This is a genomic window from Streptoalloteichus hindustanus, from assembly GCF_900129375.1.
GTDB lineage: Bacteria > Actinomycetota > Actinomycetes > Mycobacteriales > Pseudonocardiaceae > Streptoalloteichus > Streptoalloteichus hindustanus.
In genome coordinates this window covers 388,695-409,651 of the sequence record NZ_FQVN01000004.1, presented here as the reverse complement: position 1 = coordinate 409,651, position 20,957 = coordinate 388,695, and the positions used below count along the sequence as shown (strand labels likewise).

Genomic DNA, 20,957 nt, shown 5'->3' with positions numbered 1-20,957 from the left:
GTGACTCACAGGAGGTCGTCGAGGTTTTGGTGCTGGCGCGGAAAGTCCCGTGATCCGGTGCTCGGGCGGGGAGCCGGTGTCACCGCGCTCCGGTCAGGATGTGCAGGCGGGTGGAGACGTTCCATCCGCGTTCAGTGGCCCGGCTGTAGAGCGCGTCCATGCCGGCCAGAATCTTCTCCCGGGTGGTGCCTTCCGGCATCACCCACACCGGAGCTAGCTGGTGCTCCTCGACGAGCTGGGCGATCTCGTCGAGGTCGCGGTCGGGCTCGGTGACCACGAACTTGAACACCGCACGGTCTGTCACGGCGAACGCCGAGAGGGCAGCGGGCTTGATGCGGGTGGAGTAGGTCATGCCGGAGTTCGCGAGTTTCGGACTCACCACCCAGAGGTCGACCAGGGAGGCCAGCTCCGGTGTGGGCGCGATCGTGCCGTTGGTTTCGACCTGCACCCGAACGTTGGCCAGGCCGCGGGCGAGGGCGGTCATGGCGGGCTGCTGCAACATCGGCTCCCCGCCGGTGATCACCATCATGTCCACGCCGCGCTCACGCACCCACGACACCAGCTCGGCGACGGGGGCTCTTTCGCTGACCTCGGCTGGGTTGTACCTGCTCCAGTCCCAGCTCTCCGGGGTGTCACAGAAGCCGCACCGGAGGTTGCAGCGGGAGAACCGGACGAACACGCAGCGCTGCCCGGTCCAGGGACCTTCGCCCTGGAACGACTCGAACTTCTCGGTGAGAATCGCGGAACCCTCTACCCGTTCGGGAGCCACAGTCAGCGTGTTCACGAGGCATCGCCTCGTTCCCACAGGCCGGTGGTGGTACCCGAGTCGACCCGTACGGATACGAGTCGACCGCGGGTCTCCGGCTCGACGTTGTCGACGAACCAGCCAGCCAGGTGGGCGACCAGCGCAGGGCCGGCAGCACGTAACCCCGCGTCGGCGTCAGGCGCCTGGAGATACGTCCCGAACGGCTTCAGGTCACCGAAATCGGTGATGAACCCAACCTCGTTGAGCCCGTCCGCCCCCAGCACCAGCGTGACGTCGCCGTGACTGGTCTTGAAGGTCTTCGAGATCGTGACCTCGCCGGTGACGCCGTCACAGCGCGCTGATGTGGTCGTGGTCTCCGAAACCTCCATGGTGACAAGCGTGATTGGCGTCGACGATGCGACGTTGTCTCGGAACCACTCGGCGAGGTAGGCCGCGAGAAGTTCGCTCGTCGGGTGGAAGATGACCTGCTCGTTGAGTAACCGGTGGTCGAACGTCGTGGCCAGATAGTCCCCAAGGGGCGACAGGTCTCCGGGGGCGGCGTCATCGCGCACGAGCGCCGAGGCGGTCACCACGTAGTTGTGGCCGTGGTTGCGGCGACACTTGTGACTGGCTGGTAGCAGCCTCAGTTCGTGGCTGGCGCTGAAGGCGAAGGACTGCGAGATGGTGATCTGGCCGTTCGCCACGCACTTCTCGTCAGCGGCCTTCATGTAGCCCTCCTTCCTCGGTCATGTCGAACAGCACTCGGACGACGTGCGCTGGCGACGGAACTGGTGCGCAGGCCGTCTCGTTGTCGGCGTTTCGTGATCTTGTCCGGGACGGGGTGAGGTTCACGGCAGGATGGTGAATTCCGCCTGGTCCCAGGCTGTCGCGCCATGCCGTGGTCGACCAGGCCCTTCGTCACCCGTGTTGCTGGTCACTGGTCGAGCAGCTGGACATATCCTGGACAGGGTGTCCAGCTCCTCGCTCTCCGTCGATGAGGTCAAGGACGGCCTCAAGCGCTTACGTCAAGGCCATGGCCTCGCCCGACCAACGGCGCTACTCACCACGCTGACTGCCTCCGTGCGGGCATATCTCGCCAACGGTGCGGTCCGCGAGCCTGGTTCAGTCGAGGAAGTGAACCAGCTTGTGGTGGTACTTCGCCGGGCGATGGAGTGCCTTGCCGACGACGAGCGGCTGTACGTCGAGGTGGACTTCAACCTCGTCGCCGAGCACCGGTATCCAACGCTGACCGAACGGCAGGAGTCACTCGCGCGGCTGCGGAGGTGCGCGGCGAAGACCGTACGGCGTCGCGCCGACCGCGCCCTGGACACCCTCGCCTACCTGCTCTTGAGCAATAACGGGGTATCGGCACCTCCCCGACCGTCGCCCTCCGGCAACGGCATGGTTTCCGCCCAACGCCAACCCGCGGCCAGCCAGCCCGCACACTGGGAGGAAGACCTCCGCGCCTTCTGGCGGCTGTCGAACGGGCCACGGGTCGACATCGTGTGCTCGGAGATCCCAGAAGACGAGCTCCCCGAATACGCCTCGCCGACCGACCGGAACTACCTCCGATACGCCAAGTTCGCTGACCTGGACACGCTCATCTACCTGCGAACTCGATTCGCGCAACTGGCTCCGACGGTGACAATCCGGGACTTCGCGCCCTCCGAGTACTACGACACCCAGGCAGATGTCCTGGTAGTCGTCGGCGGCCCACCGTGGAACGCGAAGTACCGAGAGTTCCTACCCCAGCTGCCGTTCCACTTCGAACCTCACCCGCTCGGCGAGGACGACCCCCTGGTCATCCCCGATCTGGGCGGGCTCACCCTGGGACCACGGTGGACGCAACGCCAGGAACTCCTCGAAGACCTCGCCGTGTTCACTCGCCTCACGCTCGCCCAGGGCACCACGGTCTTCTTGCTCGGCGGGTGTTTGACCCTCGGCGTGCTCGGTTCTGCTCGCTGTCTACTCGAAGCCGAGCGCGGCGCACGAAGCGTCCGTTACGTCACCGAACAAGTCGGCGACGCGGACTTCGTCCTGGTAACCGAGGCCAGGCGGATCGGCGGTATCACCGACGTCACGGATCTGACCATGGTCAATCCGCTACTACTGCTGGCTCGCCGACACAACGAACCGTTCACCGCGGTCGCTGACAACTCCGACCGCTACCTCGATCATCGAGCCGGGAGAGGAATCCGTCGCATTGATCACGCCCGCTGACCTCCGCACCTACGTGATCAACCTGCCTCGACGCCCAGATCGGCGCACGTGGATGACCACGGTCCTGCCTCCCGGCATGCCGGTCACCTTCACGTCAGACTGGACCGGACCCTTCGACGGCCACGAGCTAACCCGGAACCAGCTGGAAGCCGCCGGCTACAAGCTCTTCCCGTGGAAGATCGAGTCGGACAATCCGTGGTGGAGCAGGCCCCTGAAGTACGGCGAGATTGGCTGCACGCTGGCGCATCTCGCCTGCTGGCGGCATGCCGCCGAGACCGGCGACGAGAAGTTCGTCGTCATCCTCGAAGACGATGCGATCGTCAGATCCACGTTCCTTGATGACTTACTCGTCGGACTACGTCGCGTCGTCTCCGGCAACACATTCGATGTGCTCTACCTAGGACGTTGTCCCCTCGATCCTGAACAAGACCAGGCAGTGACAACCGGTTTCGTGTCGCCCGCCTACAGCCACTGCACCTTTGGCTACCTGCTCACCCGGTCCGCGCTCAACGTCCTGCTCGCAACGCACTTGGAGCACGCGATCGTGCCGATCGACGAGTTCCTACCCTCCCTCTACATCGACCATCCGCGGCCCGACGTACGGGCACGCTTCCCCAAGCAGCTCAAAGCAATGGCCTTTGATCCACCACTGGTTCGTCAGCGCTCCAAGGACGAAGCTGGCAGTGACACGGAGGACTCCGACTTCGTCGAGCCGTAGGCGAAAGCGAACGATCTCGGCTCACGTTCGCAGGCGGGCCTGAGACAGCGACTGCCAGTGCTCAATCAGGTTCTGCAGTCGGCGTCCCTTCCATTGCCCAGCCGGGGTCTGGACGTTGACGCCGGTCACGACGCACTCAGGCGGTACGTCCTTGGTGACTACTGCGCCTGCTGCGACATAGCTGCGCGGGCCGATGTGGACTCCGCCCACCACCCGTGCTCCGTAGCCAACCACGGAGTCGGCCTCGATCACCGGGGGTTCCTCATCAACGTCCCACCACCCTTCGTGGGGGCGGGTGTACTCGTGCACCAGTTCGCCCATCACAGTGGATCGATCGCCGATAGTCGTGCCGTCACAGATGAATCCCGCCACGGTCGCGTCGACGCCGATCGTGACCCGATCACACAGGTACGCTCCATAGACGATGCGGGTTCGATCGCCGATCACGCTGTTGTAACCAATCCGCACCCGGTCCTCGATCACGCACTCCGCACCGATCCGAACCCCTTCGTAGACCACGACATGGTGGGCCAGCAAACACTTCGGCCCAACCGTGACCTGCTCACCCGTCAGCGAGGAGCCGGGGTTCTGCTGCTCGGCCCGCAGGCGGGCCTCCTGGGGACAGCCCAGCACGCAGTGCTCACCCACAACGCTGCCGCTGCCGAGGCTCACGGGTGCGTAGAGGAAGGCGCTGTTCACACCGTCTCCCGGCCGTTGACCAGCCATTCCACGGTGACCGCCACAGCCTCGTCCTCTCGTTCCCGCGTGTCGAACCCGTGGTCTGCACCGCGGACCGTGTGGAACTCGGTGTTCGGCCTGGCAGCAGCCGCCTGCCGCGCGATCTCGTAGGAGACCGCGGTGTCCTGGTCACCGTGTACCACGAGCGCGGGGACCGTGTTCGCCGTCAGGCACTGCAGCGGCTCGTAGCGATGGAACTCCTCGAACAGGACTCTGCCAACCTCGAACTCGCCGTCCAGCGTCAGGAAACCCTGGGTGGCCAGCAGCTTCTGCTGCTCCGCGTTGAAGTTCTCCTTACCCCACGGCAGTTCCGGGGTGACGAAGGTGCGTTGGAGGTCCAGCACGGGGTTCCAGAGAACGAGCCGACCGAGGCGGTCCCCCAGCCACGGCAGGGACAGCGAGGTGGGTACCGCGCCGAAGCTCGACGCCACGATCACCAACCGACCGGGAAAGCGTCCAACCACGTGCTCGACGGCGGCCTGCAGGTCGAGCATCTCGCCCGCGATCGTCACACCCCGCTGTGTTCCCTGGCTGTCACCGTGTCCCCGGAACGAGAACCGCAACACGGTGAAGCCCGCTTCCGCCAGCTGCTCGGCGAGACGAACGAACATCCCTCCTTCGGTCATGGTGGCGTTGATCCCATGGGCCTGGATGACCACGCCTCGTTGTCCTTGTGCTCGGGCGGGATGCCACGAGGCGTCGAGCCGCGTCCCGTCGATAGACGTCAACTCCACCTGTCGCATTCCCGCTGCTCCCCTTGTCACCAGAGGTGACTGTCTGCGCTTGAGCAGTGTGCCCGAGGAGATCGACCGAACCCAGCGAACTGCGACGCTTCAGGCCAGCCCGTCAGCGAGAACCACCCAGGAGGAAGCACTTCGTCGTGGACTCTGCCGCAGACACGGGAGGTTGCCGTCATGGCCGAGGCGCTGGGCGGCAGGCTGGTCACCATCAACGAACGTGCCGTGGTGGTCGACGGACTGGATGAGCAACTACGGGCGAGCCGACCTGGGTTGGCCTGCGGTGGTGAAGGAGACGACGCTGTGAACGGTTCCCTGCCAGCGGCTCTGAGGGGCCAGAAGCTCGCCGTGGTCGATGTGGAGGGCAACGGCCAGCAGCCACCCGAGATCATCGACATCGCGGTGCTGCCCGTGCACGGCGAGGCAACGGCTGAACACCTGCGGGCATGGATGATCCGTCCTGAACGGCCCATCAACCCCCTGGTGACGCGCAAGGTACACGGCATCAGCGACAAGGACGTGGCGCACTGCCCACCGTGGTCCACGGTCGCGGCCGAGGTCGAGCAGCTGTTGACCGGCCGCACGCTGATCGCGCACAACGCCTCGGTGGAACTGAACGTCCTGTCCGCCCACCTCCCGCGCTGGAAGCCGCCGATGGTGCTCGACACCCTGCGGCTGGCCAAACGGGTCCTGCCCAACCTCGCCGGTGGCTACGGGCTCGACAACCTTCTGCGGGTGGCGAAGGTGGACACCAGCGGCGTCACCGAGCAGCGCCGCCACCGCGCCAGTCACGACACCTGGTGTGCGTGGACGCTGCTGCTCACCCTGATCGAGATCGGCGGGCTGGACTGGGAGAGGCTGGTCCAGGCGTCCCTGCTTCGCCGCCCGTACGCAAGACTGCCACTCGGCCCGTTCGAAGGCGAGCGACGCTCCCTTTGGGTAGGGGAAGAGCCTGGGCATCAGGTCTACAGATCAAGCGAAGCCCAGGAAGGCGCTGGCCGGCCTGACATGGCTGAGCCCCGGCGATGAGATTGCCGGGGCCCAGCCATGTTCTGTGGTTAGTGCGGGTCGAGCTTGCCGAGCTTGGCTGCCGCGACGAACGCGGTCAGCGTCTCGGCCGGCACGACCAGCGCGGGCCCCTCCGGGTTCTTGCTGTCCCGGAGCGCACCCACGTGCCTGTCGCAGTCGAACGCCATCTCGACACACTGTCCGTTGCCCGTGCTACGAGAGGACTTACGCCAGGCCCAGCGGGACGTCTTGGGGGTAGACATCCGGCACACCCCTTTTCGTTAGCTGTGACCCTGCGCGATCTGCGCGATGAGATCGACAGACTCCTGTGGTTCCAGCGCCAGTTCCGTCAGGCGCTGGAAGGTGAGCCTACACCGCTCAACATCATCTTCTTCCTCCACGAACACGCCTCGTGTAAGGGCGTCCGTATAGGCGACCGGTGCTGTGTGCTCGCCGAGGTGGAGGAGACAGAAGGATACGCCCATCGCGGGATGCGCACCGATCGCGCGCAACACCTGGATCGTGACGTTGGGCAGTTCCGCCATCTCCACCAAGTGCAGAAGCTGTGCCCGCATCGTCTCCGTCCCGCCAACCGGCGCACGGAGGCCGGGCTCGTAGATCACTGCGTGGAGGCGCAGCGGACGCTCCGCTTGGAGCCGGGCCTGTCGCTGCACTCGAAGGGCGGTTCTGTCCTCCACCACATCGTCGCTCGGGCGCAGTTCCCAGCCACGCGCGATCGCTTTTGCGTAGCGTTCGGTCTGGAGGAGGCCGGGGACGATGGTCGTTTCGAAGTTGTCGAGCTGTGTCGCCTCAGCCTCCAGCTCGATGTAGTCCTTCAAGGTGCCGGGAACGAGATCCGCGGGGAACCGGCGGAGCCAGTCCACCCGGTCACCGTTCTGCGCCAGCGCCACGTACTCGTCTCGTTCGGCTTCGCTGATGCCGTAGATCGTTGCGAGCACGATGACTTCGGCCGGGCCGGCGATGGTCACGGCGTTCTCGAGTCGGCTGATCTTCGCGTCGGACCAGCCGATGCGAGCCGAGACCTCCTTCAGCTTCAGGTCGCGTGCGTTGCGCCAGGCGCGCAGCGCTCTGGCCACCTTGCGTTGCCGGATCGTGGGCGTCGGTTCGCGCACCCTGCCTCCACCTCAGAACTCGTCGGTCCCTATGGTCTTCGCTGCAAGCCTAGGGCTTACACCGGCATGAACCCGGGGTCCAACAGGGTGAATCTGCAAGTTTTCATCTTGTGTTCTCTGCTCTTGCAGAAGATCCTGTCTGCACTGCGCCAACTCTGGAGGTGACAGTGCCAGCACCACAGGAAGACAGCCACCACTCCCACCAACAGCCCCTCGAAATCCCGTGCACGGACATCCGCGGACACCAGGCCACGTTGAGGCTCTGGCCTGGCGCGGGCGGGTCCCTGGTGCTTCTGGCTCCGCCACAGGGGTTGGTTCGCCTGGACAAGGACGGCCTCATGCAACTCCTCGCCCGCAGCGTCGATCTCCTCGACAACTCGGGCACCCGCCAGAGCGTCGAGCGCCTGAGGTGAGGCGTGCGCGCCCCCTGGGTCCGTGATCCGGACCGAGCCGGCGTGCGGCACCGCGGCGGACTCCCCTGGTGGAAGGCGCCGCTTCCTCGAAGATGGCACCTCTGCAGGCCACAGACCGTCGAGCTGTGGCGAAAGCTCGATCGGACAACTCGGAGATACCAGATCGACGGGCGCTGCTGGTGTGCGTGCGGAGCCGTACTCGACGACTCCGGAACATGGCGCGGGAAGAACCACCGTCGCACGCGTGCGACGGGCAAAGCACCGCCGGTTGATCGCTCACGCACGGCATGAACCCGACCACCGTCGGGGGGCCGAAAGCCTGAGGCTTCCCCACCGCGATTCTCCCCCGCCTCAGATCGAGAGAGGGAAACCCAGATCTGCCCGGCGTCGACGCCGCTCTGTTTCATCCGGCGCGGAGCGCGCGGCGACCGGGCGCCCGGGCCGCAGGCGGCCCCACCGTGTGTCGCCTGCGGCCCACCCCACTCGACATCGCCACCTCGGTCGATATCGGAGACATCTATGGACAATCTGGCCTCTCCACACGTCGGGCTTCCCGACCTGCTGGACCCGGCTCTCCGCCAGCGACAGCTCGGAACACCAGCCCTGGCCGACCCGGGACACCGGCACGGCGACGAACAGGGCGAGTTGCGTGACGCTGCTGTCTCCTACGCTTCCCATGGCTGGCCGATCGTTCCCGGCGGCCCGGACTGTTTGCCGGTCGCGCAACCCTGTGGGAGTCCGCCGGGTTTGTCCGCGCCGCAGGCGCTGGAGACCTGGACCCACGCCCCGTACCCGATCCTGCTGGCCTGCGGGCGCGGCATCGACGCCGTGGACATCCCGGCGGCAGAAGGGGAACACACCCTGGCCGCGCTGCGGGAGTCCGGGGCGATCGGGCCGGTCGTCGTGACCTCACACGGACGTTGGCTGCTGCTGGTCACCTCCGGCCTTCCCCTGCACCCCACACTCGGGGTGCGGGTGCTGGGCTCCGGATCGTGGGCGGTGCTGCCACCCACCGAACAGCACGACCGGCCGCACCGCTGGCGGATTCCCCCGGAGGCGGCGGGATGGACCCTGCCATGCCGGAACCTCGTGCAGGACGCCCTGTTCCAGGCGTTGCGCACCACGAAGACGACAAGACCCGACCAGCATTGAGCCTTCGTCACCGTGACCCGGTGATGTTCCTGTCGTGCGGCTTCGGCCGGCGCGGACTGTCCACCTCCTCCAGACCGCGACCGCGCCGCCGGGCGGCGGCGTAGCAGACACCCCCGCACCCTGCCCGTTCCCGTGTGCCGCGCCGCTCCGGGAACGGCGAGGAGTGGCTCCGTCGCCGCCCGGCCCCAGGGCGTACACCCCCACACCCGGCGGGTGGCCCGGCCGCGCCTGGACTTCCTTGAGACCGGTTGCCCCCTGCCTGGGCGCTTCCCCATGCCGAGGAGCGCACAGTCCCCCGTCAGGCAGGGGGCAACCACCCCACCCCGCAATCTCCTGCCGGAGTTGGTCGAACACCGCTGGACGCCGTCCGCTCCCCCACCGAGACGGCGAACAGCGGACAGTCCCCTGGCCCCGGCGGGCGGGCCCGCGCAACGGCGCGCCGGGTCCACGGGTCGCGGCACCCCGGGCGGAAGCACACGCCCCAGGTGGCTCCGCCGTGTCGGGTGCCGCGACCCGCCTCCACCGTCCACCACGTCTTTCCCCTGGGATTTCCCCCCACGGTCTGTCCACACGCGACAACCAGAACTGTCTGTCCAGAAAGGACACACGTCATGCCTGTGCGGAACCTGGATCTCTGCCCCAGCATGGAGGAGGCCGTGCGCCTGGTGATGGCCACCGAGCACATCGGCTACGCCGAGGCGGTCCGCCGCCTGGTCGCGATCGGGGTGCGCGTCTACCGGTCGGTGTTGCTGGACGGCGTCCCCATCACCCTCCACGCCCCCGCGCCCCGGCGGCGGTGACCACCCGTGCCACGACCGCCCGCCACCCCCGGCGCCGACGACGACAACCGCGACTGGCCCAGCGCCATCGACGGAGGGCTCGGCCGGCTGGAACACCTGCCGCCGTCCCCCACCGTGCCCCCGTGGCATCCCGAAGCCTCGCCACCCGCGTCGTCGCGGCCACGGCTCCGGGACATGCGGTTCACGATGAGCCTGGGCGCCCTGTTCGTCCTGGCCTGCGTCGCCGCCGCACTGCCCCTGGTCGAGTGCGCGCTGAACGACCAGCCCTGGGACTGGCGGCACATCCTGATCTCCTGGGCGACGCTGCTGCTGACCACCGTGCTGATTCCGGCCTCGCTGCTGTTCCTGGTCGCCGCGTTCGCCCTCCTGGCCCGCCGCCGATCCCGCTGAAGCCCCGTCCTGTCAGGTTCCGGCGGCGCGGCCCCCGACGCCGCCACGCCCACCACCAGATCTGTCCACACAGGACGGACACCGCACCTGTTGAGGAGGTGCACCATCCCATGCCCGCCGAACTCGCACCCCGCGCCACATCACCGACCAAACCGGCCCGCACGCACTGGGACATGTTGCGGGAACGGCGCAGCATCCCGGAGCTGGAACAGCTTCTCGCCGAACGCCTCGCCCTGCTGGGGGCCGGCCGCGTTCACCACCCGCAGCTCGGGGGCTCCCATGTCGATCACGCCTGAGACCACCGGGGGCGACGAGCCGGTGTTCCCGGTCGAGGCGCTGCCCCCGCTGCCCTACGCCCCGCACCCCGGCCTGCTGATCCTCGCCGCACCCCACTGCCTCCTGGGCTCGATCCCCGCCTGCCAACGCCTCGCGACCTGGCCCGAGCACACCCAGGTGCTGCTGTTGCGCACCCGCAGGGCGTTGGCCGACGCCGAACACGCCCGCCACGCCCCCGGGGTTCACGCCGTCACCGTGATCCCCTCCGGCCCGATCACCGTGGAAGCCCGCCTCGCCGTGACCTACAGCCGCCACCTCCACCACGTCCGCCGCCGGCCCGCGCACTCCTACCTCCTCGCCGGCGCCCCGATCACCGGCACCACCCCGACGATCCAGGCCACGGCCCGGCCCCCGGAGATGACGCTCGTCCCCCACCTGGTCACCCTCACCGCGCGGGGCGGAGCCCGGGAAACGGTGGTGTGGGAGTGGATGTGGCAGCCCGAGGCCCACCTCCACCTCGGCCCCGACCTCCTCGACGAAACCCTGCTGCGCTCGATGTTGCCCGGCCTGCTGTGGTTGCGGCACGCCAGCCGACACCACCAGATCCCCCACACCGCTGCTGGCCGCGCCCTCGCCCGGATCCTGGCCGGCCGCGCGCTGTCCATTCAGGACGTACACCGGAACTTCCTCCTGGTGCACGAACTTCTGGCCACCCACACCCACGCGGCCCCGGACCAGGGGCGGGCCTCGTGAGCCACGACCAGCCCCGACCGCCCGTCAACCAGGTCACCGCGCACACCATCGGCCTGTCGATCCAGGCCGGGGACATCCACGGCGGCCTCCACCTCCACAGCCCCGCACCCCACCAGCCGCATCCCGTGCCGAGGCAACTTCCCCTCCCGCCACCGGTTCTCCTGGGCCGCGACCGGGAACTCACCCAACTCGACACCTGGGCCGGCCAGCGGTCCGACCCGATGCTGGTGGTGATCACCGGGCCCGCCGGGATCGGCAAGACCGCCCTGGCCGTGCACTGGCTCACCCGCCGCGCCAAGGAGTCGTTCCCCGACGGGCAACTGTACGTCGATCTCGCCGGCACCGACCCCGTGCAGGACCCGTTACCGCCCAGCGACGTCCTCGGCGCGTTCCTCCGCGCCCTGGGCCACCCACCCCAACACCTGCCGGTGGGACTGGAGGGCCGCGCGGCCCTCTACCGCGCCCTCACCGCCGACAAGGCCCTCGCGGTGCTGCTGGACCGGCCGCTGTCCGCCGCCCAGGTCCGGCCGCTGCTGCCCGGCTCGCCCCGTTCGGCGGTGCTGGTCGCCAGCCGCGCCACGCTGTCCGGGCTCACCCTCGACGGGGCACGCAAGATCGCCCTGTCCCCACTCGCACCCGATGCCGCGCACCAGGTTCTGCGTCGCGGCGCCGGCCCCCGCGCCGACGCCGAACCCGAGGCGCTGCGTCAGATCGTCGGCTGGTGCGCCGGCCTCCCCCACACCCTGGCCCTGCTCGCCGCCCACCTGACCGTGCGGCGCCACCTCACCCTGGGCCAACTCGCCACGACCCTGTCCGCCACCGACCCCACCTCGGGGGTGATCCCCGTGATGTACGAGGAACTGTCGTTCGAGGCGCAACAGGCCCACCGGCTGCTGGCCCTGCACCCCGGACCCGCCTACCACCCCGACGCCGCGGCCGCGCTGCTGGGCATCGGCCGGGACCGGGCCGGGCAGGTCCTGGCCGAACTCACCCACGTCCGACTGCTGGACCAGCACCACGGCCGGCTCCGCCAACCCGAACCGGTCCGCGTCGACGCCCTGGACCGCGTCCGCGCGCAGGACACCGTCCACACGCGACTGCTCGCCGTGCGCCGGGTCGTCGAGTGGTATCTCGACCACGCCGTGGCCGCCGCGTACCGGCTGCGGCCCACCCGGGCCTGGATCGGTGACCGGTTCCAGAACCTCCCGACCACGCAGGCCGGTGCGGCCGAGACGGTGGCGTGGCTGGAGGCAGAACGGGTCAACCTCACCACCGCGACGTTGGTGGCCGCCGGCCACGGCTGGCACACCCTCACCTGGCAGCTGTGCGAGGCGTTGTGGCCGCTGTGGCTGCACACCCGCCACCACCTCGACTGGGCGCGCACCCACCTCGTCGGCATCGCCGCCGCCCGGCACGACGCCCACCCGGCCGCCGAGGCGCGGCTGCGCACCCAACTCGCCCACGCCTACCTCGACCAACACCGCCACACCGAAGCCCACGAGCACATCACCCCCGCGTTGGAACTGGCCCGACAGGCCGGACACCAGGCAGTCGAGGCCACCGCCCTGGAACAGCTCGGCGCCCTCGCCCACGCCCGTGGCCAGCACACCCGCGCCCTCACGCTGATGCGCCAGGCGCTGGCCATGGCCGAACACCACGGCCACCCCCGGGCCGCCGCCCTGCGCCGCGCCCACGTCGGGCGGATCCTCCTCGACCTGGGCCAACACCGCGACGCGATCGGCGAACTCACCACCGCGCGGCGCGACCTGGAGGCGTTGGCGGACGGCACGGCGGTCGCCCGCGTGCTGCGCCCGCTCGCCCTGGCCCACCACCACGCCGGCGACACCACCCACGCGGTGCTCCTGCTCCACCGGGCACGAGACCTCCTGGGGTCCATCGGCGCGCACCACGACCTCGGCGCGGTGTACCACCTGCTCGGTGATCTCGCCGAGGGCGCCGGCGATGCCGCCGCCGCCCGCGCCCACTGGCGACAGGCCCTCCACCACTACCAGGCGATCGCGCACCGCGACGCCGCCGTCCTCAAAGCCCGCCTCGGCGTCCAGCGCCACGTTCCGAAGAACAGCGACCCGAGGGACAGCGACCCGAGGGACAGCGACGAACCCGGGGGCGACCGATGAGTCGACGGGCAGCGCTCAGGCGGCCCACCGCTGGAGGACAGCGGCCGCGACGACCACGGTCACAGCCCGAGTTGTGCGGCGGCGAGCGCGGTGCCCTCGACCCGCGCGCGGATCTTGGCGAAGGCGGTGTCGCGGGAGGTGGAGGTGTCGTCGGCGAACGGGGAGAAACCGCAGTCGTCGCAGGTGCCGAGCCGGTCGACGGGCAGGTACCCGGCGGCCGCCAGGACCCGGTCGCGGACCTGCTCGGCCGTCTCCACCGCCGGGTCGATCGGGTCGATCACCCCGACGAACACGCGCGCCGCGGGCGGCAGGTGGTCCGCGACGACGGCCAGGACCCTGTCCGGGTCGGGCTCGCTGGCCAACTGGAGGTAGAAGTTGCCCGCCTTCATCCGCAACAGCTTCGGCAGCAGGCCGGCGTAGTCGACGTCGAGGCTGTGGGTGGAGTCCTGGTCGGCGCCCGGGCAGGTGTGCACCCCGATCCGGGCCCGCTCGTCGTCGGAGAACCGCTCCAGCACCCGGTTGTTCAGGGCGACGAAGTCGTCCAGGACGCCCCCCGACGGGTCGAGCTTGAGCGACAGCCGGCCCTCGGTGAAGTCCAGTTGGACGACGTGCGCGCCGGCGTCCAGGCAGCGACGGATGTCGGCCTCGGCCTCGTTGACCAGGTCGTCGAGGAACGACTCGCGCGAGTAGCCGTCGATACCGCCCGCCGGGTACAGCAGGCTCAACGCCGAGGGCGCGATCACCGCCTGCTTGACCGGCGCGCTCGCGTGCTTCTGGGCGGCGCGGAGGTACTGCTCGGCATGGGCGCCGTAGCGGAACGGCCCGGCGGTCAAGGTGGGTAGCTGCCGGGTGTGCCCGTCGGCGAACGGGATCACCACGCCGCCCGGCGCCAGGTTCGGCAGGTCCGCGACCGGGTAGGTGAGGAAGCTGGGTTTGGCCTGCTCGCCGTCGGTGACGACCGGACTGCCGGCCTGCTCCATCCGCGTGATCGTGTCGCGCACCGCCGCTTCTTGCGCGGCGGCCAGCGCGGTGGCGTCGCCCGACTGCATCGCGGCCAACAGCTCGGGGGGACGGGGGATGCTGCCGATCGGTTCGGTGGGAATCGTCATCGGGCACGCCCTCTCACAGTCGCAGCGCCGTGCTGGCCACCAACGCTGGAAGAACTACCCGACAGGCGCGGGCACCCGACACTGCCGACCCCAGCGATCACACGATGTGATGAGGAACCCTGCCCCTCCGTTTCAGCTCGCCCCTCGGGTGGACGCGCGGAGAACGGCCGCGTCGCGGGAGGCCATCGCGTCGAGGAGGGCGGTACCGCGCCGCTGGAGCAGACGCAGGGTGAGGACGGGGGTGACCGCCAGGACCGCGGCGGACAGGCCCACGGCGATCAGGACGCCCACCCACCGCGGTCCACCGGCCACCCCGCCGAGCACACCGGGGAGGACGGCGGCCAGCAGCACGACCGGGAAGATCGTCATCTGCCCGCCGGTGGGATCGCCCGCCCGCTGGCCCGGGTGGATCCGATCGCGGGCGTCGGCGCCCACGGCCGGCATCACGACCGCGAGCAGCGGCGCCCCGGCGCAGCCCACCGCGGCCGCGGCGAGCGCCCCGCCGACGGCCGCGCCCCCCACGGGCGAGCCGGTCGCCGCCCACAACGCGGCCGCCAGCGCGAGGGAGGGCAGCCCGAACAGCACCGCCCACGCCGCCATCCGCCCCCGCACATCGGCTTTGAGCGCGCCCGGCGTGGTGAGCGGCTGCCACAGCGCCGTGCCGTCCAGGGCGTAGGTGTTGGTCGCGACCATCGCGCCGAACACCGCCGCCGCGGGCCCCACCAGGGGCAACGCCCACCACCACTCGGAGAAGGCGATGATCAGCGCCATCAGCGGCGGTGTCAGCCAGGCGCTGCGCAGCTCCACGCCGCGCGCCGGGTCACGCAGCCAGGTGGCCAGTTCCCGGGCGACGACCGCGGACACCGGCGTCATCGTCAACGGCGACACCGGAGGGCGTCCTGGTGCGGCGGGCCGTCGTGGCCGCGGCGGGCGAGGCGGCCGGCGCAGGGCGCGGGCGGTCAGCGCGATCCAGCCCAACTGCAACAGGGCGCCCACGGCCAGCAGCGCCACCAGCGGCGGCACGACGGCACCCGGCCCGGCGCCGTCGCGGGCGGCGAGGGCCGCGGCGTAGCCCCATCCCGTGGGCAGGGTGGCGAGCAGGTCGGTCACCGACGCGGGCAGCCGCCCGAGCGCGGGGGTGACCAGGGCGGTGTCGCCCTCCCCCAGCTGCGGCAGCAGCCAGGCCGCGACCGGCACCCATCCGGCGAACGACAGCGCGAGCATGACCGCGGTCTGGACGGCCGCCAGCGTCATCCCCGCCCGCGTCCGCAACAGCCAGGCCGCCAGCGCCGCCACCGTCTTGCCCGCCCACACCAGCAGGTACAGCTGGGCCAACGCCGCCACCGCGGCGATCGCGCCCGCCGCGGGGCCGCCGGGCGCGGCCAGCACCACCAGGGACGACAGGCACGCCACCGTGATCAGCGGCCCGACGCCCAGCAGTTCGGTCCACGACAGGGCGCGCGCCAGCCGCCACGGCCGCAGCGGGTAGCCACGCAGCCACTCGCGCGAGATGACCGACGGATCGTGGCGGGGCTGGGCCAGCGGCCCGAACACCCACATGCCGCCCCAGACGGTGACCGCCACCGCGACCCAGCCCTCGTGCATCGCGCCGCGTGCGGCCAGGCGGGCCCCCACGACCACCAGTGCGGCCAGGACCAGCCCGGCGACCAGGCTGAACCCGCGTTCGTTGTGCGGGCCGTTGCGGAACAGGCGCAGCTTGAGCGCGAACAGCGTCCGGGTCATGCCAGCCACTCCAGCGGGCGCACGGGGTCGGCGCCCACCAGGTCGACGAACCGCTCGTTGAGGGTGGCCCCCGCGGCCACCTCCTCCACCGGCCCCTCGACCAGCACCCGCCCGCCGGCCACCACCGCCACCCGCCGGCAGTTGCGTTCGACGAAGTCCATGATGTGGCTGGACATCACCACCGTGCCGCCGCCGTCGACGTACTGCCGCAACACCTGCTCGATGGCGTGGGCCGAGACCGGGTCGATCGCCTCGAACGGCTCGTCCAACACCAGCACCCGGGGCCGGTGCAGCAGCGCCAACGCCAGGTTGATCTTCTTGCGCATGCCCGTGGAGTACTCCACGACCAGCGTGCGCGGGACCGCGTCCAGCCCCAGGATCTCCAGCAGGTCACCCGCGCGCTTCCGCCAGCCGTCGTCCAGGCCGCGCAGGCCGGCGCTGTAGCGCAGGACCTCGGTGGCGGTCAGCCGCTCGGGCAGGGACAACCCGTCCATCATGACGCCGAGCTGGGCGAGGGCGGCTTCCCGGGCGGTGCGCAGGTCGTGGCCGGCGATCGTGATCGAGCCCGAGGTGGGCTCCCGCAGCCCGCACACGGCCGTCAGGGTGGTGGTCTTGCCGGCGCCGTTGGGGCCGACGATGCCGTAGAACGTCCCCGGCGGGATGCTCAGGCTGATCCGGTCGACGGCGAGCACGGAGCCGAAGCGCTGGGTGAGGTCCACGACCTCGACGGCGGGGACGGAGGGAGCACGCACTCGCGGTGTCTTCCTTCACGTGGTTCATGCCGGGGAGGGCCGGCGGGGAACGCGACCGCGAGTTCGGTTCAGCTCACTGCTCGTCGGACCAGGGTGGCGATGCGTTCCTCGACCTCGGTGGTCATCTCGGTCAGGGCGAAGTGGGTGGGCCACATCGCGCCGTCGTCCAGTGCCGCCAGGTCGTTGAAGCCGAGGGTGGAGTAGCGGGTCTTGAACTTGTCCGCGTTCTGCAGGAAGCACACGACCTTGCCGTCCCGGGCGTAGGCGGGCATGCCGTACCACAGCTTCGGCGCCAGCATGGGGGCGTTGGCCGTGACGAGGGCGTGGACGCGTTCGGCGATGGCGCGGTCGGCCTCGGGCATGGTGGCGATCTTGGCGAGGAGGTCCTTCAGGGCTTCGGCGGCCTTGTCGGCGCGGGAGCTGCGGCGGGCGGCCTTCTTCACCTCCTGGGCGTGTTCCTTCATCGCGGCGCGTTCCTCGGCGGTGAAGCCCTCGTAGTTGCTGGTCTTGGTGCGGCTCATGGGGGTGTCTCCTTTCAGGGGGTGGTGCGCGGGACCGTAACCCGACCCGCCGTACTGACCTGGTGTTTTTCGGAGGCCGGACATGTGATGTCGTCAACACCAGATGGGTGATCGGCCGGGTGGTCGGCGCCGGCGGCGCTGACGGTGCTTTCCTCGGCGAGCGCGGCGGCCATACCGAGCAGGTGGAAGTGGCACATCAGGACAGCACCGCCACCGCGGTGTTCTCCCACGCGAACCCGTCCGGGTCGGTGAACGGCTCGACAGCCCCACCGAGCGCGATGCGGTGCGACCCGGTGCCCTCCGGGGAGACGCCGACGTCCTTGGCCAGGGCACGACGCCGGTACAGCGCCAGCTTGACCGACGCCGACGTGACCGGGGCCAGCCCGACGGGGCTGGGGCTGGGGCCGGTGGCGAACTCGACGTACATGCGGCCGAAGCTCCTGGCCACGGTGAGGCCCCGGTCGAGGTAGAACCGCCTGCTCGCGGCCACGTCCGCGACTCCCAGCAGGAGCACGACGTCGTCGACGCGCCGGGTGGCGGGTCCGGTGTCCTTCTTCGCCGAGGTCGCGACCTTCCAGATCGTGCCGTCGGGGGCCTGGACGACTCCGCCGTAGCCCCACAACGACTTCGCGGCGGGCTTGAGCGCCGTCGCGCCGGCCTCCAGGGCCGCGGTGACCAGCGCGTTGACATCGGCGGGCTGGGACACCGTCAGCGACAGGACGAACCCCCGGAAGCCGGTGGTCGGTTCCCGCGCGGCCCGCAGGCGCAGCTGCGTGTCGAGCCCGAAGGCGCTGGTGTAGAAGCGTTCGGCGGCGGCGGGGTCGGCCACCTCAAGGGTGACGCTGTCGATCGAGGTCATGGCAGGAACGCTAGGCGCGGCCCCGTGACCGGTGCTTCTTGATTCCTGACCGGTCTCGGAGCCGCGCCGCTGGCCGCACTACGCCCGCGAAGGCGGGCTCAACCTCCGGCCGCGCTCAGCGGCGGCCCAGGATGTCGACGATCCGGATGAACCCGTCCGTGCCGTGGCCCAGTCCGATGACCCGGCGGGCCAGGCCCTCGGCCGCGCGCATCACACCCGCGTCGATGCCGTGGGCCTCGGAGGCGTGCACGATGTGCGCCATCGACGAGGCCGCCGAGGTGATCGGGTTGCCCTCGCCGGAGTAGCGGCCGCTGTCCACCTCCTTCGCGTCCTGCTCGATGGACAGGGACAGGACAGCGCCGATGCCCTTGGCGAACGGCGCGAGCTCCTGCGCGGAGATGCCCTCCGCCCGGGCCACGGCCAGGGCGTGCGCGTAACCCGTCATCGCGGTCCAGAAGATGTCGAGCAGCGCGATGTCGTACGCCGCCGCCCGGCCGATGTCCTCACCGAGGTGGGTGTGGGTGCCGCCCAGCGCGTCCAGCACGGGCCGGTGCTCCTGGAAGAGCGCTTCCGGTCCACTGTGGATGAACACCGCGTTCGGCGTTCCGATGGTGATGGTCGGCGTCATGATCGCGCCGTCCAGGTAGCGGATGCCGTGCTCGGCCGCCCAGGCCGCGGTGTCCCGGGCCCGGTCCGGGGTGTCGGCGGTCAGGTTCACCACCGTGCGCCCCTGGAGCGCCTCGGTGACCGCGTCCCGCCGCAGGATGGCGTCCGACGCGTCGTAGTTCACCACGCAGACCACGACCAGCTCGCTCGCGGCGACGGCCTCCTCCGCCGACTGGGCGCTGATCGCCCCGCGCGCGGTCAGCGCGCCGTCCTTGCCCGGCGTCCGGTTCCAGACCGTGGTGCGCACCCCCGCGTTCAGGAAGGCGCTGGCCAGGGCCTGGCCCATCGGTCCCAGACCGAGCACGGTGACGGCGGACTGTTCGGAAAGCGAAGACATGCTATGACTCCTGTAGAGGACAAAGGCAACAAACGGGGTGACCATGACGCGCAGTCGTGCGCAGAACACGAATGTCTGCGGAGTGACCGCCGCGATCGCCGTGATCGACGGCAAGTGGAAGACGGCGCTGCTCTGGCTGCTCGAATCCGGTCCGCACCGGCCCGGGGAGATGCTCCGGCGGCTGCCGGGCATCAGGGAGAAGGTGCTGACTCAGGCACTCCGGGAGATGGAGGCGGACGGGTTGGTGCACCGGGAGGTGCACGACGTGCTGCCGCTGAAGACCGAGTACTCGCTGACCGCGTTCGGCCGCGAGCTCTCCGAGGCGCTGGCGCCCCTGTCCGACTGGGGCCATCGCCGCCTGGCGAGGCTCATCGAGGCCCAGTCGGCCTCCTGACGCGACACCACCTCCCCCGCCGTCTCCGGACACAGCGGCCTTCGACCACCCACCACCAGGTTCTCCCGGCCGTCACGCGTTGCCAAGTACCCACAAAAAAGTGGGTACCGCGCAGCGCCGCATCCGCCTGCCTGACGGTGCCGACCAGCCGACGGCGAGGGGCGACGCGCCCTGGATCTGTGTGCTGGTCCCGAAAACGCGAGGCCCGCGGGGTGGTGTGGGGGCCGGTGGCCTCAAACTCCGGCCCCCACGCGGACATTCGGTCCTCCACCGAGGGAACCGACTCGGACGTCATGGCCGCCGCTGCGCCACGACCAACCGGATCACCGGATCTCCACCATCACGGCGTTGTCGGGAAACGCGCGTCCCGCGTGTTCTCGCCGTCCCTCATGCGCTCCTTCTTCCGCGCGGCCGCCTCCTCGATCGCGGTCAGGGTTTCCGCGCCCACCCGCGCACCGGCCACGTCGCGCCGCGCCCGTGTTTCCAGCAGGGCCTGGAAAACTCCCCCGTCCCGCCATCGCCGGAAGCGGTTGTAGACCGTCTGCCACGGGCCGAAGCGCTCGGGCATCTCCCGCCACCGGCCGCCGGTGCGGAACCGCCAGATCACGCCCTCGAACTGCTCGCGCAGTCGCTCGGGATACGGGCCGAACCGGCCGATCGGCAGGAACGGCTCGACGAACTCCCACTCCTCATCGGTGAGTCGCGCACGCGTCACACCCGCGTCCTCTCGCCCGTCGCGCGCCGATCAGCACGCGCCCCGCTGTGCCGCCGCCGAGATCGATGACGGGGCGGTCCTCAGGCAGGAGGCGGGTTGTCCAGGAGCACCACTCCATATCGCGCGAGGTCGTCGAGGTGCTCGTCGTCGCGGCGCGCGTCGGCGCTTCCGACCGACCGGAAGTAGCCCTCGATGGCTCCGGGGTTGTTGATGACCAGAACCTCCGCGGTCGAGGTGATGGGTTGGAGCGTGTGGGGGACGAACCGGGGCGCGAAGACGTAGGCGCCGGGTCCGGCGTCGCGCACCTCGCACTCCTCCAGGGAGTTCGCCCCCACCCAGAAGCGGACGCGGCCGGACAAGACGACCCAGCTCTCGTCCTCGCGGCTGTGGCTGTGCAGGGGTGGCGCGTCGCCGCGGCGCATGCTCAGGCGCGCGACGGTGACCGCTCCGTTGGTCTCGACGGTCGACACGACCTGTTCCTGCAGCGCGTCGTAGTACCGGTAGGGCTCGCCGTCGCCTCGGTTCCGTATCAGGGCGATGCTCATGTCAGGTCCTTCCCGGTCACGCACAAGGGTTGTCTGTGCGTCGGCTTCTGCGAGGTCAGGCGGAGCGGTGCGGTCCTTCTCCCGACGCGACCGTC

23 protein-coding genes and 1 pseudogene are annotated in these 20,957 nt (G+C 70.1%); 10 read left to right on the top strand and 14 right to left on the bottom strand.

Going from position 1 to position 20,957, the window contains the following annotated elements; all coding sequences use genetic code 11:
• Positions 1-79 precede the first annotated feature (79 nt).
• Together BUE43_RS14740 and BUE43_RS14735 are read right to left on the bottom strand one after the other, a co-directional pair.
• Entirely contained in the window at positions 80-784 is a 705-nt protein-coding gene (locus tag BUE43_RS14740) for a 7-carboxy-7-deazaguanine synthase QueE (protein ID WP_200797513.1), read from the bottom strand.
• Positions 781-1,473, bottom strand: coding sequence for a 6-carboxytetrahydropterin synthase (locus BUE43_RS14735; protein ID WP_073483377.1), 693 nt, complete (start codon positions 1,471-1,473; stop codon positions 781-783). Before BUE43_RS14735 ends, BUE43_RS14740 begins: the two co-directional genes overlap by 4 nt.
• 241 nt (positions 1,474-1,714) lie before the next feature.
• Here BUE43_RS14735 and BUE43_RS14730 point away from each other — a divergent pair, with 241 nt between their 5' ends.
• Both BUE43_RS14730 and BUE43_RS14725 read left to right on the top strand, forming a co-directional pair.
• The gene (locus BUE43_RS14730; protein WP_200797512.1) at positions 1,715-2,965 is read left to right on the top strand and encodes a hypothetical protein; all 1,251 of its coding nucleotides are present in this window, start codon (positions 1,715-1,717) and stop codon (positions 2,963-2,965) included.
• Positions 2,966-2,978: 13 nt separating this feature from the next.
• On the top strand, positions 2,979-3,683 hold the full coding sequence (locus BUE43_RS14725) for a glycosyltransferase family 25 protein (RefSeq protein ID WP_268844431.1): 705 nt from the start codon (positions 2,979-2,981) through the stop codon (positions 3,681-3,683).
• Positions 3,684-3,704: 21 nt separating this feature from the next.
• On the opposite strand, the gene BUE43_RS14720 is transcribed toward BUE43_RS14725, so the two are convergent.
• Positions 3,705-4,382, bottom strand: a complete 678-nt coding sequence (locus BUE43_RS14720) for a DapH/DapD/GlmU-related protein (RefSeq protein ID WP_073483373.1) — start codon at positions 4,380-4,382, stop codon at positions 3,705-3,707.
• Positions 4,379-5,164, bottom strand: coding sequence for an alpha/beta hydrolase (locus BUE43_RS14715; protein ID WP_073483371.1), 786 nt, complete (start codon positions 5,162-5,164; stop codon positions 4,379-4,381). Before BUE43_RS14715 ends, BUE43_RS14720 begins: the two co-directional genes overlap by 4 nt.
• Positions 5,165-5,335: 171 nt before the next feature.
• Between BUE43_RS14715 and BUE43_RS14710 the strand changes: the two genes are divergently transcribed.
• Positions 5,336-6,187, top strand: a complete 852-nt coding sequence (locus BUE43_RS14710) for a 3'-5' exonuclease (protein ID WP_073483370.1) — start codon at positions 5,336-5,338, stop codon at positions 6,185-6,187.
• A 29-nt stretch (positions 6,188-6,216) separates the two neighbouring features.
• Here BUE43_RS14710 and BUE43_RS14705 read toward each other — a convergent pair whose 3' ends face one another.
• Positions 6,217-6,429 (bottom strand): DUF397 domain-containing protein, encoded by a 213-nt coding sequence (locus BUE43_RS14705; protein ID WP_073483870.1) that lies wholly within the window; start codon positions 6,427-6,429, stop codon positions 6,217-6,219.
• Between the two features lie 18 nt (positions 6,430-6,447).
• A complete protein-coding gene (locus tag BUE43_RS14700; RefSeq protein ID WP_083959690.1) occupies positions 6,448-7,299 on the bottom strand; it encodes a helix-turn-helix domain-containing protein in 852 nt (283 codons plus the stop codon).
• A gap of 932 nt (positions 7,300-8,231) precedes the next feature.
• Here BUE43_RS14700 and BUE43_RS14690 point away from each other — a divergent pair.
• The 6 genes from BUE43_RS14690 (at position 8,232) to BUE43_RS14665 (ending at position 13,221) form a co-directional block, all read left to right on the top strand.
• The gene (locus BUE43_RS14690) at positions 8,232-8,864 is read left to right on the top strand and encodes a bifunctional DNA primase/polymerase (RefSeq protein ID WP_073483367.1); all 633 of its coding nucleotides are present in this window, start codon (positions 8,232-8,234) and stop codon (positions 8,862-8,864) included.
• A gap of 611 nt (positions 8,865-9,475) precedes the next feature.
• Complete coding sequence (locus BUE43_RS14685) at positions 9,476-9,664, top strand: hypothetical protein (protein WP_143174168.1); 189 nt, start codon at positions 9,476-9,478, stop codon at positions 9,662-9,664.
• Between the two features lie 6 nt (positions 9,665-9,670).
• Positions 9,671-10,054 carry a hypothetical protein gene (locus tag BUE43_RS33485; protein ID WP_073483364.1) on the top strand — a complete coding sequence of 128 codons (384 nt, stop codon included), beginning with the start codon at positions 9,671-9,673 and terminating at the stop codon, positions 10,052-10,054.
• Positions 10,055-10,164: 110 nt separating this feature from the next.
• Positions 10,165-10,350, top strand: coding sequence for an RNA polymerase-binding protein RbpA (locus BUE43_RS33480; protein ID WP_073483362.1), 186 nt, complete (start codon positions 10,165-10,167; stop codon positions 10,348-10,350).
• The gene (locus tag BUE43_RS14670; RefSeq protein WP_143174167.1) at positions 10,334-11,083 is read left to right on the top strand and encodes a hypothetical protein; all 750 of its coding nucleotides are present in this window, start codon (positions 10,334-10,336) and stop codon (positions 11,081-11,083) included. The genes BUE43_RS33480 and BUE43_RS14670 overlap by 17 nt, the downstream gene beginning before the upstream one ends.
• Entirely contained in the window at positions 11,080-13,221 is a 2,142-nt protein-coding gene (locus tag BUE43_RS14665; protein ID WP_073483359.1) for a tetratricopeptide repeat protein, read from the top strand. Before BUE43_RS14670 ends, BUE43_RS14665 begins: the two co-directional genes overlap by 4 nt.
• A 59-nt stretch (positions 13,222-13,280) precedes the next feature.
• Here the strand turns inward: BUE43_RS14665 and BUE43_RS14660 are convergent, their stop codons facing one another.
• The 6 genes from BUE43_RS14660 to BUE43_RS14635 all read right to left on the bottom strand — a co-directional run bounded on the left by BUE43_RS14660 (position 13,281) and on the right by BUE43_RS14635 (position 19,208).
• Positions 13,281-14,330, bottom strand: a complete 1,050-nt coding sequence (locus BUE43_RS14660; RefSeq protein ID WP_073483357.1) for a cobalamin-independent methionine synthase II family protein — start codon at positions 14,328-14,330, stop codon at positions 13,281-13,283.
• A 132-nt stretch (positions 14,331-14,462) separates the two neighbouring features.
• Positions 14,463-16,073, bottom strand: a complete 1,611-nt coding sequence (locus BUE43_RS14655) for a hypothetical protein (protein ID WP_073483355.1) — start codon at positions 16,071-16,073, stop codon at positions 14,463-14,465.
• A complete protein-coding gene (locus tag BUE43_RS14650) occupies positions 16,070-16,825 on the bottom strand; it encodes an ABC transporter ATP-binding protein (protein WP_073483353.1) in 756 nt (251 codons plus the stop codon). The genes BUE43_RS14655 and BUE43_RS14650 overlap by 4 nt, the downstream gene beginning before the upstream one ends.
• Positions 16,826-16,893: 68 nt before the next feature.
• Entirely contained in the window at positions 16,894-17,346 is a 453-nt protein-coding gene (locus BUE43_RS14645; protein ID WP_073483351.1) for an iron chaperone, read from the bottom strand.
• Between the two features lie 196 nt (positions 17,347-17,542).
• Positions 17,543-18,205, bottom strand: a complete 663-nt coding sequence (locus BUE43_RS14640; RefSeq protein WP_073483349.1) for a VOC family protein — start codon at positions 18,203-18,205, stop codon at positions 17,543-17,545.
• 115 nt (positions 18,206-18,320) lie between these two features.
• Positions 18,321-19,208: an NAD(P)-dependent oxidoreductase gene (locus BUE43_RS14635; RefSeq protein ID WP_073483347.1), complete on the bottom strand. Its 888-nt coding sequence runs from the start codon at positions 19,206-19,208 to the stop codon at positions 18,321-18,323.
• 43 nt (positions 19,209-19,251) lie between these two features.
• On the opposite strand from BUE43_RS14635, the gene BUE43_RS14630 reads away from it, so the two are divergent.
• A complete protein-coding gene (locus BUE43_RS14630) occupies positions 19,252-19,602 on the top strand; it encodes a winged helix-turn-helix transcriptional regulator (protein ID WP_073483866.1) in 351 nt (116 codons plus the stop codon).
• Positions 19,603-19,999: 397 nt separating this feature from the next.
• Here the strand turns inward: BUE43_RS14630 and BUE43_RS35140 are convergent.
• A pseudogene (locus tag BUE43_RS35140) lies at positions 20,000-20,317 on the bottom strand (transposase); the annotation flags it as partial.
• An 80-nt stretch (positions 20,318-20,397) separates the two neighbouring features.
• The gene (locus BUE43_RS14620; protein WP_073483343.1) at positions 20,398-20,862 is read right to left on the bottom strand and encodes a cupin domain-containing protein; all 465 of its coding nucleotides are present in this window, start codon (positions 20,860-20,862) and stop codon (positions 20,398-20,400) included.
• Between the last annotated feature and the right edge of the window lie 95 nt (positions 20,863-20,957).